Raw genomic sequence first — 16713 nt, forward strand, 5'->3', positions numbered from 1 at the left:
TCCGATGTTTAAAAAGCATTGGTGTTATGCTTTACCTTACCCTATTATCTTCTCAATCAATTATTTATATTTGCTTGTACCAGTCACAACCTACAATTAAAAGATTGGCAAAAAGATTATTTTCTCTTCAAATATTTTGAATTCTGCATCTGAAACATCTTTATATAACACCTAGGCACTCACACATTTTTCCACCCCATCATATCATATTCTAACTTGAAAATTAGAGGTGCCTGCATATGAAAAAATTCATGAAATTAATGATGTTCTTCAGTATGGTTGCTATGGTTAGTTTTACTCTATATGCTTGTCAGTCCACAAATAATAATGCAGAAGAAATTGTTGTAGCAGAAGTGACACGAAGTATATTTTACGCTCCACAATACGTTGCGTTAGAGCAAGGGTTTTTCGAGGAAGAGGGACTTCTTGTCGAGTTGATTACCACTCCTGGTGGCGATAAAACGATGACCACGTTGCTTTCGGATGGTGCAGATGTTGCTCTCGTTGGATCTGAAACGTCTATTTATGTTCATGCCCAAGGAGCGGCAGATCCTGTGATTAACTTTGCTCAATTAACTCAAACCGATGGAACGTTTCTGGTATCTCGAAATCCTGTTGACTCATTCACTTGGGAAGACTTGAAAGGCTCTACATTCCTTGGTCAACGTAAGGGTGGGATGCCGCAAATGGCGGGAGAATATGTGTTAAAGCAGAATGGAATTGACCCGCAGAATGATTTAACTCTTATTCAAAATGTAGATTATGCAAACATCTCCACTGCTTTTGCTTCTGGAACAGGTGACTACGTACAATTATTTGAACCAACGGCTTCTATTTTTGAACTGGAAGGCAAAGGGCATATAGTGGCATCGTTTGGAGAGGAATCTGGTCACATACCGTATACAACGTTCATGGCAAAGGAAAGCTTCATTGGAGAGGGTGAGACGGCTAAAAAGTTTACACGAGCCATCTACAAAGCGCAGGTGTGGGTAGAAACTCATTCACCAAGAGAAATCGCTGAAGTTATTTCTCCTTACTTTGAGGATACAGATTTAGAGTTAATTAAAACGGTCGTAGAACGCTATAAGAAGCAAGATTCTTATGCCACTAATCCAATACTAGATATGGAAGAATGGGAGAACCTTCAAAATATAATGGATGAAGCAGGGGAACTTCCAGAACGGGTAGATCATTCAACGTTAGTTAATACAGAGATTGCGAAGCAAGTGATGAGCGAATGATGGTAACACTTGATCACATTTCACATGCCTATGTGACAAAGCAGCAAACTACTCTTGCATTAAAAGATGTTTCACTTTCTATTCAAGAAGGGGAGTTTGTATCGTTCATCGGACCGAGCGGGTGTGGGAAAACCACACTCCTTTCTATCATAGCAGGACTAATCAAGCCAACGGAAGGACATGTGAAATACGTTTCGAACAAAGGAATTACCGGCTATATGCTTCAACATGACTATTTGTTCCCATGGAAAACGATAAATGAAAACATTTTACTTGGCTTATCCCTTAAAGGAAGCATAGAGAAGGCGGATGAGGAGTTAGCCCACCGACTATTAAAAGAAGTAGACTTACTCCATACGAAAGACCTTTATCCTTATCAGCTCTCAGGTGGAATGAGGCAGCGAGCAGCTCTTGTACGGACGCTAGTTGTTCAACCTTCTATCCTACTCTTGGATGAACCATTTTCTGCGCTTGATTATCAAACAAAACTAAAGCTAGAAAATTTAGTAGTAGATTTACTAAAGGAGTACGGAAAAACTGCTATATTGGTTACACATGATATTGGGGAAAGCATTGCGATGAGTGACCGTGTGTTTTTATTCTCTCCCAATCCAGGTAGGCTTCATAAAGAGTTTGTCATTCCTGACACTTTAAAAGACCTTACTCCATTCGAAGCAAGAAATCATCGTGAGTTTCCTTCCTTTTTCAAATAGTATGGAAGGAGATGGAACAGCTTGAAACAAAATCTACATGAGTTACACCAACAGTATCTCTCAAGCTTGCAGAAGGAAAAGCGAAAGGTTTTGTTCTATCAGGTTCTGATTTTTGTTGTTATTTTTTAGTCTGTGGGAAGGGGCTAGTTATATGAGATGGATTGACCCACTCATCTTTAGTTCACCTTCTAGCATCTTTTCCCTATTATTTGAAAAGCTATTGGATGGGACCCTAGTTCAACATGTATATGTTACTGTCTTCGAAACCATTGGTGGATTCCTATTAGGAACTTTACTTGGCACCCTTTTTGCCGCTATTCTTTGGTGGTCTCCTACCTTATCAAAAGTGTTAGATCCCTATCTTGTTATCTTAAACGCCATGCCCAAAGTTGCGTTAGGTCCCATTTTAATTGTTGCTCTTGGTCCAGGTTTACAAGTATTATAGCAATGGGTACCTTGATATCTTTAATTATCACAACCATTGTTATTTATTCTGCTTTTAAGAGCGTGGATGAAAATTATACAAAAGTGTTAAAAACCTTTGGTGCTACAAAACATCAACTATTCTCTCAAGCCATTTTACCTGCATCATTCCCTACAATTGTTTCTACATTAAAGGTGAATGTGGGGTTGTCATGGGTAGGGGTTATTGTAGGGGAATTTCTTGTGGCAAAACAAGGACTTGGCTACATGATCATTTACGGTTTCCAAGTGTTTAATTTCACCCTTGTGCTGCTTTCTCTCCTTATGATTGCTGTATTTGCAACCATTATGTATAAACTAGTAGAGATGACAGAAAAGAGGCTGATGAAACATTATCAGTCATAGTGCATTGTCCTATACAAGGGCAATGTTTTTTAATTGTTGATAGGAAAATTTTATAACATCATCTTTCATATAAGGGCTAAAGGTCTGGTCCTGAATGAGGGTTAATAGATTCCCAGAACATCGAACAGGTCCCTCGGTTTCTAAATAAGACTCCTTTTTTCAAGTCTTTCAACTTCCCCGAAAAATACTCGTTTCACAAAGGGACGATCACCTTGACCAACTTGATACTCTGCAATTGGCATTAACCGTGAAAGAATCGCCCCTGTTTCTTCATATACTTCTCGTCGAGCTGCTTCTTCGGTTGTTTCTCCACTTTCGATTTTTCCTCCTGGAAACTCGACCCCTCGTTCTTTGTGCTTTGTAAATAACCAATCCTCGTCCCATTTCGTTAAAACAAGCACGTCGCGCGGAGGAAAAGAAAACTGATTGAACTGTGTAGAGAATTTTACTAATTCACCTTGCAAATCATAAAATTGTTTCATCTAGCTCCTCCCCCCTCCAATATATACAGTATACTATTCAAGATGAAAGAGGAAAAGAAAGTGAACATATGAAAAGAATAGCCAATCGGCTATTCTTCCACATCTTCATATTTCCAGTCTAAAATACCCATTTTTCAATATGCGCCTTCGTCTCTTCATTGCCAAGCTCATGTATTAATTTGTAAGAGAGCTGCAAGTTTTTATCATAGGCATCATTGGGTCGGTCATAGTGATATTGCAAATATGGAACATGTGCCCTGAAAAAAGCTTGCCAGTCTGTAGAATAATTTTGATCAAATACTTCTCTAAGCTTCACTATTTCATCATTGGTTGCTTCAATTTGAAAATCCCACGGAGAATCTGTAGAAGACGTAGAAATCTCACCTGAAGCAATTCCAACATAGTACGTCCTTTTACTCTCAGTCATAGCATCACCTCAATTTCTTACTCTTCTTTTCTCCAATATAGGATTTTCTATTCTTTTTCATTAGAATTTGTTTTATCTTTTAGGAGTTTTATTTTATCTGTTAATGCTTGCGGAATGGGTACTCCAGCCCTTCCTGCGTTTTCAATGATGGAAATGAGCTCATTTATAAGATAAAATATGATAACAACATCTCGGATCATGGTAGAACCAGATCCCGATAACTGATCGGCAAAGTTTGCTACAGCGATCACGGCAAAAATAAGGCCTTTTCTTCCTATGCGCTTAAATCCATATGAACTGCTTAATTCACCATTAATACCACTAGCAATAATACCTGAAATATAATCTACAAGCATGGCTGCAACTAATATTGATAGCAAATAGGACCATCCTCCAAATAAAAACATGAAGACAGATAGCAAGACAGAGATGATTCCAATAAAAAATGTTTGCAATAACAACATCTCCTTTCTTTCTACTATATGAAAGAATTCTTACTGATGAACTAGGGAGCTGCTAAATTATTGTTGGTCTTTTGAAAGAATGTGCATATTTGGTTAATAAAATTTGAAAAGGGTATATACTATTTATAAAGAAGTCTTTTTATAAATGCGTATGAATACTCAAACAACCTAAGGTGGTGAGCAGATGTGAAGCTAGTGGATGAGTTATACGAGATGTATAAAGGCAAACTTCGTGGAACAGAAGAAGACTTAGATATGATTACGTTAACCGTTTTAGAACACTTTGACAGAAGTGAACTCATAGAATTAATTGAAGATATGAAGCAAGAAGAATTGGAATATTTCATCAGACTATACATAGTAGAGACACTTAAAGAAAAAATCTTAAATGAAGAGAATGCAGAAGAACGTAATAGTGCAAAACATCTTCACTAATAAAGGAAATGGCCGAAGAGCCATCTCCTTTTTATTTTTGGCTTTGTTAAACAACCCTCTTTAACAGAGCTAAATTTTTTTATTCATACAAAAAAAGCGCTAAAGAAAAGCGCCTTTTTCGTTTGGAGGTCTATTTCAACTCTTACTCGGGTAATAAGAGATGAAAACGATAACAAAGTTTCCCCTCTATCATACCAAAATTTTCTGTCTAGTAAAATTATTTATTCAAAATTAAACCCTTTTACCTAAAAACGACTGAAGCATCCATACATGTTTCTCTAATCCCTTGTGAATAGCTAGTAGCATATCACCTGTTGTTTCATCATCAACCTCAGATGCAAGATCCATACCTTCTTTTACTTCTGAAATAAGTTTCGTAAAATCACTCACTAGTGCCTCAACCATCTGCTCTGCCGTTTCTGAACCATTGGCTTCTTCAATACTAGCCCATTCTAATGATTCTTTCATGGTTGCGACAGGAGAACCACCAAGTGCTAACAGTCGCTCCGCTAGCTCATCGATATGAACGCCCGCTTCTGTATACAGCTCTTCAAATTTTTCGTGCAGTGTAAAAAACTGTGGTCCTTTAACATACCAATGGAAATTATGTAATTTCGTATAGAGTACAGTCCAGTTTGCTACTTGTAAGTTTACTTGTTTCATTAATTTTTCTGACATATTTTATTCCTCCCTACTATTTATCTACTGTATTCTTATACCACTTGTAGATCGAAATAAACCAATTGAAAACCAAATTCATGATACACTAGAGAAAAGAACATGATGGAGGTTGGTTTTATGGCATACACTATTGTATTAATTATCTCGATTGTTATTATCTTTGTGGTCATTGCAATTAGTGCATTAACCACTAGTAAAGCATACTCCTATCAGCACACGATTGATCCTACACCAACAGATGATTCCTCCAAGCAGGATGAAGGAAAAAAAATAAAGGGCGCCCACTTAGGACGTCCTTTACATTTAGCCAAATACTGTACGAAGGTCTTCTTTTGACTGAGTTAACCAGAAATTCATTAATTTCTTAGCTCCTTCTAAATCGTGAAGCTTCGCTTGACCGCATTGTTTTTCATTTGCCGCTGGAATCTCTTCAATCAGTACTGCATCTTTCATTGTGGCATCAAGTAGGTCAATAATTTCGTCGACCGTAGGTTCACCACTAACCACTAGATAGTAGCCTGTCTGACACCCCATTGGCGAAATGTCAATAATATCAAAGTGATCATACTTTTCTGCATGTGTACGAATGTTAAACGCCAATAAATGTTCCAGTGTATGGATGCTATCCGGCTTCATCGCTTGTTTATTTGGTTGACAAAAACGAATATCATATTTATTTACGATTCCATCTGTTCCTACTTTGTGAACTCCACAATGTCTAACATAAGGAGCTTTTACTGCATTATGATCTAATTCAAAGCTTTCTACTGAAGGCATAGTCACTCTCCCTTTCTTACAATCTAATTTTTATTGTACCTTAAATTCCGAGTAATTTCATCAATTTAATCCGAAAAGAGAATATTACCACTTTTGTTGATTTCATGGTACTATTTCTTCATAAGGAGTGAACGAACATGCTATCAAAACTATTCATTTTCCTCATAAAAATTTATCAACGTGTGATTTCTCCTCTAAAACCTCCATCCTGTCGATTTTATCCAACTTGCTCTCATTACGGTGTGGAAGCCATTCAAAAACATGGGGCAGTAAAAGGTGGTTGGCTTACAATCAAACGCATTAGCCGTTGTCACCCGTTTCATCCAGGAGGATTCGATCCTGTTCCAGAGAAAAAATCAAATCCTTCTTAAAACCAACTGTCTTGGCAGTTGGTTTCATTTATATTTCTCCCCAAATCTTCTTCTATTTGTATAATATCCCAATCATTGATGATACTAACAGCATATTAAAGACCGTAAAAAGGGGTTATTCATATGGATGATTTAGTACTGGCTCGATCGCTATTTGGTATGACCATGGGTGTTCATATCATTTTTGCTACGTTAGGTGTAGGTATTCCACTTATGGTGTTGGTCGCAGAAATTCTTTATCAGCGAACGAAGGATTCTGATTATGCTGTAATGGCCAAACGATGGACAAAAGCCTTTGCCGTCTTACTTGGAGTGGGCATTCCAACAGGAACAATTGCAGGTGTCCAATTATCTCTATTATGGCCGGGATTTATGGAAGTCATCGGGAGAGTCATGCCACTACCATTTCAAATTGAAATTTATGCGTTTTTCTTAGAAGCATTATTTATGTCAATCTATGTGTATGCGTATGATAGACTATCTCCATTTATGCGTATTTTTAGTGTTACCCTTGTATCTTTAGGAGCTTTAGCATCAGCTGTATTGATTACAAACGTCCACGCGTTTGAAGGAACACCTGCTGGGTTTCGTATTGAAAATGGTGTCATTGTCGATGTTGAGCCTTGGAAAGCTTTTTTTAATCCTAGCTTTTTCAATACGGCAGGTCATGTTGCTCTTTCTGCATATATGACTGGGGCCTTTGTCATTGCTTCTGTAGCAGCTTATAAAATGCTACGTGAGGGTTTTGGTTCAAAGCTATATGCATTCCACCGAAAAGCATTAATGGTGTCTTTACTTCTTGGGGGGATTTTTTCATTTTTCACATCGATTAATGGCCATGAGTCAGCTCAGCTATTACATGAATATCAACCGGAAAAACTGGCAGCTGCTGAAGGCTTATTTGAAACTCAAACACATGCACCACTAGCAATAGGAGGCTTCACAAATCCTGAGACTCAAGAGGTAGAATGGGGGATTGAAATCCCTTGGGCTTTAAGTTTTTTAGCAGGGAACAGTTTTGATACAGAAGTTATCGGATTAAATGATTTTCCAGAAGAATATTGGCCACCATTATTTGTTCACACCTTATTTAACGGGATGGTTATCATTGGATCTTTACTTATTATGCTTTCTCTCATTGCCTATGTATGGAACAAGCTACTTAAAAAGCCACAGTTTCCTAAATGGCTCATGTGGTCTTTTGTCGCATCGGGCCCGCTATCTTTAATCGGGATTGAATTCGGCTGGATATTTGCTTGTACAGGAAGACAACCCTGGACAATCTACAGAATGCTAAGCACAGAAGATTCTGTTACCGCATCTGGGAACTTTGGGACGTTATTCGTCTTATTTGCTGTCATGTATGTGATTCTGATGTTATCTGTTGTGCTTGTTCTTTTATACTATTTCAAAAGAAATCCAGTTGAAGAAGATATCCGTAAGCACCACGAACAAAATGATGTAACATTGTCAACTTAGAAAGGAGTCTTTCGAATGACTGATTCATTGTTAGCCGTTACTGTCATATGGGGATTTGTGTTTATCTATGCATTTATGGGCTCCATGGATTTTGGAGCAGGCTTTTGGTCTATGGTTTACATTAATCGAAAAAAAACCAATGCTACGAATATTGCCAATCGGTATTTATCTCCAACTTGGGAAGTGACGAACACCTTTATCGTTGCAATTGTCGTAGCGATTTATAGTTTCTTCCCTGGTGCTGCTTTCACATTTGGAACCGTTCTATTAATTCCTGGTTCCATCATACTCTTGTTACTTTCTATTCGAAGTGCCTTTATGGTGTTCTCTCATATAGCAGATGATTACCGGGAAATCCTAACCTATATTTCAGGAATTACTGGCGTATTAATTCCTGGATTTTTAATTAGTGTGCTTCCCGTTTCACATGGAGGCTTTGTTGACTTTGAAAATAATCAACAACTTAAGCTTGTGGAGCTTTTTACCTCACCGAATGAGTATGCCTTTTTAGGATTTGGTATAGCTAGTACCTTATTTCTATCTTCTTTGCTACTGGCTGATTATTCTAAGGCGTCAGATGATATGGAAGCTTATGAGGTGTATCGCCGAGATGCACTCATTACAGGACCAATCTCACTAATCATGGCCTTTCTCATTATGATTACATTAAAAAATGAAGCGCTATGGCTTTATGAAGGTATGATAGAAAAACTTCCTTTACTCTTACTTTCCCTTCTATTTTTTCTTTATAGCAGGATTAGGTTTAGTCATTAAGGACCGGAAAGGACAAAGAGGAATGCCGAGATTATCCATGATTTCTATCACTTTACAATATATGCTTGCAAGTCTTGTGTATGGACAGGCTCATCTACCCTATCTAATTTATCCAGAGGTCACGATTACTTCTGGGTTTACGGATCCTAATTCCTTTAAAGCCGTTTTTACTACCTATATTTTTGGGTTTGCCATTCTATTTCCTGGCTTTATTCTTTTTTTTGGTAGTTTATTCATGAATGACAAACGGTACTTAAAGGGTAGAACGAAAAAACATTGATTATTTTTCTTCTTTCAGGGTATAAACAAGTAAGACCCGAAAAGGAGTGAATATCAATGGCAAAAGATGTACGATGCGAAGTGAATAACTGCCTTTACTGGGAATCAGGAAATCAATGTGGCGCTGAGCGAATTATTGTAAAAGCTTTGAATGGTAAAAAAGCAGAGCATTCTAAAGAAACTGATTGTGAAACGTTTGAAGCTGTATAAACAACGTTAAAAAACTCGGAAGGACTCCCTGCCGAGTTTTTTGGTTCATTTAGTCTAGTGTATAAACGTTCTCTCGAATCGTAATCTCTTGTACTCTGTTTAAATTGATCTCGTACCCTATACCCGGTTGTTCTGTTACTTCCGCCCAACCATTTTCCACAACAATCTCTGGTAGGACAATATCTTCTTCCCAGTAACGAGAGGAAGATACGATATCACCTGGAATCGTAAATCCATCTAAAGTAGATAATGCCAGGTTAAATGCTCTCGACACACCAAATTCAATCATTCCACCACACCATACTTCTAACCCATTTTAACACAATAGTCGTGTACGTTTATTGCTTCTGTTACCCCACCTAAACGAGAGATTTTAATATTGATCACGTTACAGCTGTTCAATTCCCATGCACTCTTTACATCAAGAAGAGATGATATACTCTCATCTAGGCAAATAGGTGTATTCATTATCGCTTGAATGTGCCGATGTTGAACAATATCACAAGCATCTAATGGCTGCTCAATCATTAATAATCCCAGTGTATCAAACTCCTTTAGTATAGGGATATCATCTAAAGTGAAAGATGAGTTGGCATCTGCTAGGATATCTAATAAAGGAAAGCGAGCTTTTATTTGCTTAATCACATCTAACCCATTTTGGGGACTAATTTTTACTTTTATACGTGAATACCCCTCATTTAAAAATTGTTCGGCTTGGTCTAGCGCTTCAGCTGTGTTACTTGCCGCAATAACTGCTCCGCATGGTACTCTTTTTTTACTCCCTCCCATCACTCTCCATAATGGTAGCTTCTGCAGCTTAGCATACAAGTCCCACACTGCCATTTCAATTGAAGCCTTTGCCATTTGATTTCCTTTTGATTGATTGAAACAATTGGTGTACATCTCTTGGGTGTTCGATAGTGGATCTCAAAAGTCTAGGAATTAAAAGAGAACTTAGTATAGTATAGGCCGATTCAATGGTTTCTTCTGTATACCAAGGAGTTTCAAAGGCTAAACATTCACCGTATCCTGTTTCCCCTTCTGCCTTCACTTCTACTAAGATAATTTTCCGTTCATTTACCGTTTCTAATGCCGTAACAAATGGTTGTTTAAGCTTCATTTTAAGAAGACGTAACGATACCTGCTCAATCCTCATCCTTACTTGCCTCCAATCTACCCTTTAGTTCTCGTCTGAGTAGCTTGTTCGTAGCATTTCTTGGTAATGGATCTTTCGTCATCACTATTTGTTTGGGTTGCTTATATGGAGCGAGTTTATCTGCACACCATCGTTTAATTTCGGCTTCTGAAATGTTGGTTGCCTTAACATAGGCAACAGGAACTTCTCCCCATCGATTATTTTTCATGCCAACTACTCCCGCATCCTCAATGTTTGGATGCTGTATTAACACATTCTCAATTTCAGCAGGATATATATTTTCTCCACCTGAGATAATTAAATCCGAGCGACGATCTAGTATATATAAATATCCTTCTTCATCCATTAGTCCAATATCACCTGTGTAAAACCAATCTCCTACAAAGCTTTCTTCGTTTGCTTTTGGGTGAAAGTAATAGCCCTTTGTAACATTTGGACCCTTTACACAGATTTCTCCTTCCTCGAAAGGCAGTGCCTGATTATTGTCCTTCATTATCTTCACTTCACATGGAAATAATGGCTTACCTGCTGATCCTAGCTTTCGCATACTATCTTCAGGTGCAAGAGTAACAATTTGCGAAGCGGTTTCCGTCATTCCATAGGTATGATATACAGGAATGTTTTTTTCTTTTACATGCCTCGAGTATCGATAATGGAGCTGGCCCTCCTCCTAATAACATACAGCGAAAGCTTGAAGGATAAGAGCTCTCTCTTATTTCATCAAGAAGTTGAGTTGCCATTGTGGTGACTACGGATAGGATACTACCTTTTTCTTCTACTATATCTTGATTAATTTGAGAGGGATTGAATTGATGATACAACCGAACATGCATCCCATACACCATGGATTTTATTAGAATGGAATACCCACTAATATGAAAGAGAGGTACGGCACACATCCACGTATCTTTTTCTGACAACCCAAGATTAAGTGCAGAGCCAATCGCACTCCACCAATGATTTTGATACGACTGCTGTACAGCTTTTGGATTACCCGTTGTTCCAGACGTAAACATCATAGAGCAAACATCTTCCATTTGAAAATAATCCATCTCTTTAAATAGATTATTTTCTTCTGTTTGATCTAGTTCAGAAAATAAAACGGTTGGAACCTCTAACTGATCCCTATACTGTAGAAATGCATGATCTAGTATCATTCGATTTATTTTGGCTTCAGTTAATTGAAAATTAATTTCTGCAGCAGAGAGCCTTGTATTAATTAAAACGGAGATAGCCCCTATATGCTGTAGTGCGTATAGAAGAATAGCAAAATCTAACTGATTTTTAGATAACACTCCAATATGTTCCCCTTGCTTTACCCCAAGCTTTGCAAGCTTTCCCGCCGTTTGGGAAACCCTTTCATAAAGTTCGAAAAAGGTGAGTGTCTGTTCTTCATATGTAATGGCGGGTCGATTAGGGGTCAAATAGGCGCGTTGTTTTATCCAGTTTGGTATCTTCATTTATATTCTCCCTCTCTCCTAAGAAAAAAGCTTGATGGTCATCCATCAAGCTTATCGATATGGAATGATCAAGGAAAACGAGGGAACTGACCGAAATCAGGAGAACGTTTTTCCTTGAATGCATCACGGCCTTCTTTAGCCTCTTCTGTTGTATAGTACAATAATGTTGCATCACCAGCAAATTGCTGCAAACCTGCTAGACCATCAGTGTCTGCATTCATTGCTGCTTTGATGAAACGAAGAGCTGTTGGGCTCTTATCTAGCATTTCATAGCACCATTTAACGGTTTCTTCTTCTAATTGATCAAGAGGTACAACCGTATTAACAAGCCCCATGTCTAAAGCTTCTTGTGCAGTATATTGACGGCATAAGAACCAAATTTCACGAGCCTTTTTGTGACCAATAATACGAGCTAAATACCCAGAACCATAACCTGCGTCGAAGCTACCAACTTTTGGTCCAGTTTGTCCATAAATGGCATTATCTGCACTGATAGTTAAATCACACACCACATGCAATACATGCCCACCACCAATTGCGTAACCTGATACCATGGCAATGACTGGTTTAGGAATGACACGGATTAAACGCTGTAGGTCAAGTACATTCAAGCGAGGAATTTCATCTTCCCCTACATATCCACCGTGACCACGAACCTTTTGGTCACCACCAGCACAGAATGCTTCATCACCAGCACCTGCTAGCACAATCACTCCAACACTAGAATCGTCTCTTGCATAGGCAAATGCATCAATCAATTCCATAACCGTTTTTGGACGGAAAGCGTTACGTACCTCTGGACGGTTAATTGTAATTTTTGCAATTCCTTTATGTGTTTCATATAAAATATCTTCATAAGATCTTTCTGATACCCACTCAATTGCCATTGTAATTCCTCCTTATGTAGTAATTAAAGCCCCATTTACTATTGTACCAAATTTTTCAGGTTGTTCCACATGTATTGTATGACTTGCATCGGAAACAGAATGAATAACGCAACGGGGCAATCGCTGCTTCATCTTATTTGCAATCATAACAAACTTCTCGTCCTGTTCTCCTACTATTAATTCTACGTTATTGATTAATTCAGAGAGTCTTTCCCAATAGGATTCTTGCACCCCAGTACCCATAGCTTTTAAACTATTTGCCAAGCCTATTGGATTATTTCGTAACCTCTGTTCTCTTAGCTTACCTTTTTCTATTCTAGATAGATTTTGTAGTCCTGAGAATAAAGAAAGAGTTTCCCAAAAATTGATAAACGATACTATTCCTTCATTCAATATTTTTTTGGCCAATGCATCATCTTGTCTTTGTCTATTCCTTCGTTCCTCCCACGTTTCTAAACCTGGTGAGGCACTTTCCAATAGTAGAGTCTTAACAGATTGGGGATAATTGAGTGCAAAGGCTAATGCTACTCTTCCTCCCATGGAGTATCCTAGAATATTGACTGCTGCAAGTTCTAAATGATCCAGTATAATTTTTATATCGTGTAGAACTTCAATCATAGAATATCGTTGGGGAGATTCTGGGACATCGGTTTTACCATGCCCTATTAAATCTACTTTAATAACTTGCATTGTAGGTGATAAATATGGAAGTATAGCATCCCAAGTACTATTATCACCAGTGAAACCATGCAAACAAACCAACGGCTCCCCAACGCCTACTACCTCTACATTGTAGTGTATACCTCTACATTTAATCTTCATGCTGAAGTTCATCCAAACGCATATTTATTTCCTGGGAAACAATTTCCCACAAATTTCGATGCTGAACAAGATTTTCTTCTCTATTTGTCATCACTTCTATTATTTTCAACCCTTTGGAGTCCCTTATATGTTCAAGTGCAAGAGTCCATTCTCCCCAGCTATTTACACGAACATATTGGGCTCCAAATAAAGCCGTAACACTTGAAAACTCTATATCAGTTGGTGTGCCAAATAATGCTTCAAAATGTTTTTCATCTGCCTTTTGAGGTAGATAAGAAAAGATTCCTCCACCATTATTATTTAAAACAATCACTGTAAGGTTCAACTTATTTAATTTAGCCGCAATAAGTCCACCTAAATCGTGTAGAAATGACAAATCACCAATTAGTAAGTACGTATTTTCAGAAACAGAGCTAACTCCTAAGGCAGTAGACACGACACCATCTATTCCATTTGCCCCTCTATTAGCCAGTATGGTAAAGACCTTACTATTTTGTGATAAATGCGTATCTATATCTCTAATTGGCATACTATTTCCTACAAACAAGGTTGAATAAGATGGTAGACGTTCCAATAAATCATGAACTGCTTGCCCTTCTGTCAAACGTGGCTTCTGCTCGCTATAAAAGGATTGTATTCTATTGTGAGTTAGAGAATTAACATACTTCCATTGATGTAGCCATTCTGCACCCTTGCTGTGGTTTTCTACTACGTCTGAACAAAAGTGCTTGATTGACGTAGAAAGATAGTGGGTTCCAGTATGAATCGGATCTTTCCAGTCACCATGATCATTGATAATCCAAATAGGACATGCTTGCTCTTTTAAATAGGTTAGCAAAGCTTTGGAGACAGGCATCGTTCCAAAACGGATAATCAAATCTGGTTTAAACCTTTCACGTAATGCAGGATTTCTAAGGAAGCTATCATATCTATCAATAATAGTAGAAAACTCTTTATCCTGGCTTCTAAGCCCACTAAGTGGATCAGCTAATATAGGAGCATAACATTTTTCTCCCAAATCTTTGATAGCAGACAAAGAATCAGGATGCTGTGTTTCACCACAAATGATGAGTAGCTTTTGTTTTTCTCGAAGTTCTTCCTTATAGATATGTAGATCTTCCTGTTCAATCCTTTTATTGGATAGTACTGGCCTGTTCACCTCATTTGTAAAAAGAGAAGCAGACTCCGTTAAATCAGGAATAAGTGGTTCTCTAAACGGAAAATTATAATGAACGGGACCACTCGGTGCTTCCTGAGTCAAGATAACTCCTCGCTTCGCCATTCTCCTAGCGTAGTCAGATAGTGATTCACTAGGAAGGGGCATGTCGATGCTCCATTTGACATGTTGACCGTATAAATGAATTTGATCAATGGCTTGAGGCGCACCTACTTCACGAAGTTCATGCGGTCTGTCTGCCGTTAGTACGATTAATGGTATACCGCTATATTTAGCTTCAATAACAGCTGGATAATAATTAGCTCCCGCTGTACCTGAAGAACATAATAATACCACCGGCTCACGTAATCGTTTTGCAATCCCTAACGCAAAAAAGCCAGCAGACCTCTCATCTACATGGACAGTCATGTGAATAAGAGGATGCTCAGCAATCGTTAACGCTAAGGGGGTGGAGCGAGAACCTGGGCTAACAACAGCATGACGTATACCACACACTGCTAGCTCATCAATGAACGCCGCAGTATAGTGGGTTAAATCTCGTTGATGCTCTGTCATTCTTTCATTCCCCCTAATGCTCTTAGCATTGGTCTAAATTTAATACTTGTTTCTTCATATTCAGATTCTGGAGTGGAATCCTTTAACACTCCGCAACCTGAATATAAATATGCTTCATTTTGATACAATAATCCTGACCGGATAGCAACAGCAAAATCACCATTTCCATTGTAATCAATCCAACCGATTGGTGCTGCATAAAATCCTCTGTCCATTTCTTCCTTATCACGAATAGCATTCATTGCTCGCTCACGTGGAACTCCGCCTAATGCCGGAGTAGGATGAAACTTTTCAACCATATGAATTAACGAATAGTCACCGTCTAATGTACCAGTCACGGGAGTAAATAAGTGTTGTATATCTTTCATTTTCAATAATTTTGGGGAGGACGGAATGGATACATCTCTACAGAAGCTTGACATCGTAGAAGCAATTACATCCACCACTAACTGATGCTCTTCTTGATTTTTCTTATCGTGCAGAAGTTCTTCCCCAAGCTCGTTATCATAGGATAAAGAGTGCCCTCTTCCGATGGAACCTGCAAGGCATGTAGAATATACTTGATCTCCTTTTTTCTTCACTAAACGCTCAGGAGTAGCCCCTAAGAAGCAACTGTTTAATGCTTCAAGACTAAACACAAAGCTGTCATACTGCCGCTCTAACAGTCGTTCAATCGCAACATCAGAAGGAAATGGTTGATCATACATCAATTTCATTTTTCTCGCCATAACTACTTTCTTAAATGTACTGTCCTCATTCATTTCGTCTACTAAATCTGCAATTAACTGTTTCCATCGTTCTCCGTCCTTCTCCGTTGCCTTATAAATGGTTGGAGCCGTGACTTCCTTGTTCTCACCTTCTAACAATGTGAGACTCATTTCATCTAATCTTCTTAATTCGTTCTCATCTAGTAACGGAGACACAAATAAGTTTATCGTTAAGAAATACTCATCATCCACCTTACTTAACATAAACGTCGGTAATTGGAATAATCCTTTTGAAAAATGGGACCATTCTTCTTCCGGTTCATTTAAATGATCATAAGCAAACCCACCTAACAAAAGTGGACCAGTTCCAATAATATTTTCGTATGGATTATACAAAACAATCTCTTCTGTTAAGCGCTTCCACTGAGTGTCAATTTCTTCAAAGCGCGTTTCCTTTTCATCCGTACGAATGGTATATGCTGCTCCAAGACCTACTAAATATGTGCTACTATTGCTATCCTTCCAAAAGAACCGTTCACCTTGAAAGATTTTAGAACCATTCTTATAAAATAGATGGGGATCTATTTGTTTTAACTTCCGAACATAACTAAAGATTTGTGGTTTTTTGGTCAAATGCACACGAGATAACGTTTTGGAAAATAAGTCGTGTACAATTGTTTCATACGTGGTTGTCAATGCTATCCCCCCAAAGCCAAAAAAAGACCATTTTTGCTTATTTAAAGATACACCTGTCAGTATAAGGTGTCAATGAAATCAAGCGTTAAATC

The 16713-nt window shown here is 38.1% G+C and carries 15 protein-coding genes and 6 pseudogenes; 9 read left to right on the forward strand and 12 right to left on the reverse strand.

Features of this window, described 5'->3' with window-relative positions; translation table 11 throughout:
* The first annotated feature begins 239 nt into the window (after positions 1–239).
* The 3 genes and pseudogenes from M44_RS13445 to M44_RS29535 all read left to right on the forward strand — a co-directional run bounded on the left by M44_RS13445 (position 240) and on the right by M44_RS29535 (position 2782).
* Entirely contained in the window at positions 240–1241 is a 1002-nt protein-coding gene (locus M44_RS13445) for an ABC transporter substrate-binding protein (protein WP_010174428.1), read from the forward strand.
* A pseudogene (locus tag M44_RS23205) lies at positions 1238–1995 on the forward strand (ABC transporter ATP-binding protein). The gene M44_RS13445 and the pseudogene M44_RS23205 overlap by 4 nt, the downstream one beginning before the upstream one ends.
* Positions 1976–2782: pseudogene (locus M44_RS29535) on the forward strand (ABC transporter permease). Before M44_RS23205 ends, M44_RS29535 begins: the two co-directional pseudogenes overlap by 20 nt.
* 140 nt (positions 2783–2922) lie before the next feature.
* Here the strand turns inward: M44_RS29535 and M44_RS23215 are convergent.
* The 3 genes from M44_RS23215 to M44_RS13470 form a co-directional block, all read right to left on the reverse strand.
* Entirely contained in the window at positions 2923–3264 is a 342-nt protein-coding gene (locus M44_RS23215) for an NUDIX domain-containing protein (protein ID WP_010174431.1), read from the reverse strand.
* A 118-nt stretch (positions 3265–3382) separates the two neighbouring features.
* On the reverse strand, positions 3383–3691 hold the full coding sequence (locus tag M44_RS13465) for a hypothetical protein (RefSeq protein WP_010174432.1): 309 nt from the start codon (positions 3689–3691) through the stop codon (positions 3383–3385).
* 47 nt (positions 3692–3738) lie between these two features.
* The gene (locus tag M44_RS13470) at positions 3739–4155 is read right to left on the reverse strand and encodes a phage holin family protein (RefSeq protein WP_040365449.1); all 417 of its coding nucleotides are present in this window, start codon (positions 4153–4155) and stop codon (positions 3739–3741) included.
* A 186-nt stretch (positions 4156–4341) separates the two neighbouring features.
* Between M44_RS13470 and M44_RS13475 the strand changes: the two genes are divergently transcribed.
* Positions 4342–4590 (forward strand): DUF6154 family protein, encoded by a 249-nt coding sequence (locus M44_RS13475; RefSeq protein WP_010174434.1) that lies wholly within the window; start codon positions 4342–4344, stop codon positions 4588–4590.
* A gap of 231 nt (positions 4591–4821) precedes the next feature.
* Here the strand turns inward: M44_RS13475 and M44_RS13480 are convergent, their stop codons facing one another.
* Positions 4822–5268, reverse strand: a complete 447-nt coding sequence (locus M44_RS13480) for a Dps family protein (protein ID WP_010174435.1) — start codon at positions 5266–5268, stop codon at positions 4822–4824.
* A gap of 120 nt (positions 5269–5388) precedes the next feature.
* On the opposite strand from M44_RS13480, the gene ytzI reads away from it, so the two are divergent.
* Positions 5389–5607: a YtzI protein gene (gene ytzI / locus M44_RS23220; RefSeq protein WP_010174437.1), complete on the forward strand. Its 219-nt coding sequence runs from the start codon at positions 5389–5391 to the stop codon at positions 5605–5607.
* On the opposite strand, the gene M44_RS13490 is transcribed toward ytzI, so the two are convergent.
* Entirely contained in the window at positions 5575–6048 is a 474-nt protein-coding gene (locus M44_RS13490; RefSeq protein ID WP_010174438.1) for an S-ribosylhomocysteine lyase, read from the reverse strand. The genes ytzI and M44_RS13490 overlap by 33 nt on opposite strands.
* Positions 6049–6185: 137 nt before the next feature.
* Here M44_RS13490 and yidD point away from each other — a divergent pair, with 137 nt between their 5' ends.
* The 4 genes and pseudogenes from yidD to M44_RS26345 all read left to right on the forward strand — a co-directional run bounded on the left by yidD (position 6186) and on the right by M44_RS26345 (position 9161).
* Positions 6186–6419, forward strand: a complete 234-nt coding sequence (yidD, locus tag M44_RS13495; RefSeq protein WP_010174440.1) for a membrane protein insertion efficiency factor YidD — start codon at positions 6186–6188, stop codon at positions 6417–6419.
* Positions 6420–6542: 123 nt separating this feature from the next.
* The gene (locus M44_RS13500; protein WP_010174442.1) at positions 6543–7898 is read left to right on the forward strand and encodes a cytochrome ubiquinol oxidase subunit I; all 1356 of its coding nucleotides are present in this window, start codon (positions 6543–6545) and stop codon (positions 7896–7898) included.
* A 15-nt stretch (positions 7899–7913) separates the two neighbouring features.
* Positions 7914–8952, forward strand: a pseudogene (locus M44_RS23225) (cytochrome d ubiquinol oxidase subunit II).
* A gap of 56 nt (positions 8953–9008) precedes the next feature.
* Positions 9009–9161 (forward strand): DUF1540 domain-containing protein, encoded by a 153-nt coding sequence (locus M44_RS26345; protein ID WP_010174443.1) that lies wholly within the window; start codon positions 9009–9011, stop codon positions 9159–9161.
* 49 nt (positions 9162–9210) lie between these two features.
* Here M44_RS26345 and menC read toward each other — a convergent pair.
* From menC to M44_RS23240, 7 genes and pseudogenes are all read right to left on the reverse strand, one after another.
* Positions 9211–10025: pseudogene (gene menC / locus M44_RS28320) on the reverse strand (o-succinylbenzoate synthase).
* Positions 10017–10317: pseudogene (locus M44_RS28325) on the reverse strand (o-succinylbenzoate synthase); the annotation flags it as partial. The pseudogenes M44_RS28325 and menC, both read right to left, overlap by 9 nt.
* Positions 10307–11777, reverse strand: a pseudogene (locus M44_RS23235) (o-succinylbenzoate--CoA ligase). The pseudogenes M44_RS23235 and M44_RS28325, both read right to left, overlap by 11 nt.
* A 68-nt stretch (positions 11778–11845) precedes the next feature.
* Positions 11846–12664, reverse strand: coding sequence for a 1,4-dihydroxy-2-naphthoyl-CoA synthase (gene menB / locus M44_RS13525; protein WP_010174444.1), 819 nt, complete (start codon positions 12662–12664; stop codon positions 11846–11848).
* A gap of 12 nt (positions 12665–12676) precedes the next feature.
* Positions 12677–13486, reverse strand: coding sequence for a 2-succinyl-6-hydroxy-2,4-cyclohexadiene-1-carboxylate synthase (menH, locus tag M44_RS13530; protein WP_010174445.1), 810 nt, complete (start codon positions 13484–13486; stop codon positions 12677–12679).
* Complete coding sequence (gene menD, locus M44_RS13535; protein WP_010174446.1) at positions 13476–15218, reverse strand: 2-succinyl-5-enolpyruvyl-6-hydroxy-3-cyclohexene-1-carboxylic-acid synthase; 1743 nt, start codon at positions 15216–15218, stop codon at positions 13476–13478. The genes menH and menD overlap by 11 nt, the downstream gene beginning before the upstream one ends.
* Positions 15215–16621, reverse strand: a complete 1407-nt coding sequence (locus tag M44_RS23240; protein WP_010174447.1) for an isochorismate synthase — start codon at positions 16619–16621, stop codon at positions 15215–15217. The genes menD and M44_RS23240 overlap by 4 nt, the downstream gene beginning before the upstream one ends.
* Positions 16622–16713: the final 92 nt, after the last annotated feature.

Origin of the sequence: Bacillus coahuilensis m4-4 (genome assembly GCF_000171615.1) — a bacterium.
Lineage (GTDB): Bacteria > Bacillota > Bacilli > Bacillales > Bacillaceae_K > Bacillus_T > Bacillus_T coahuilensis.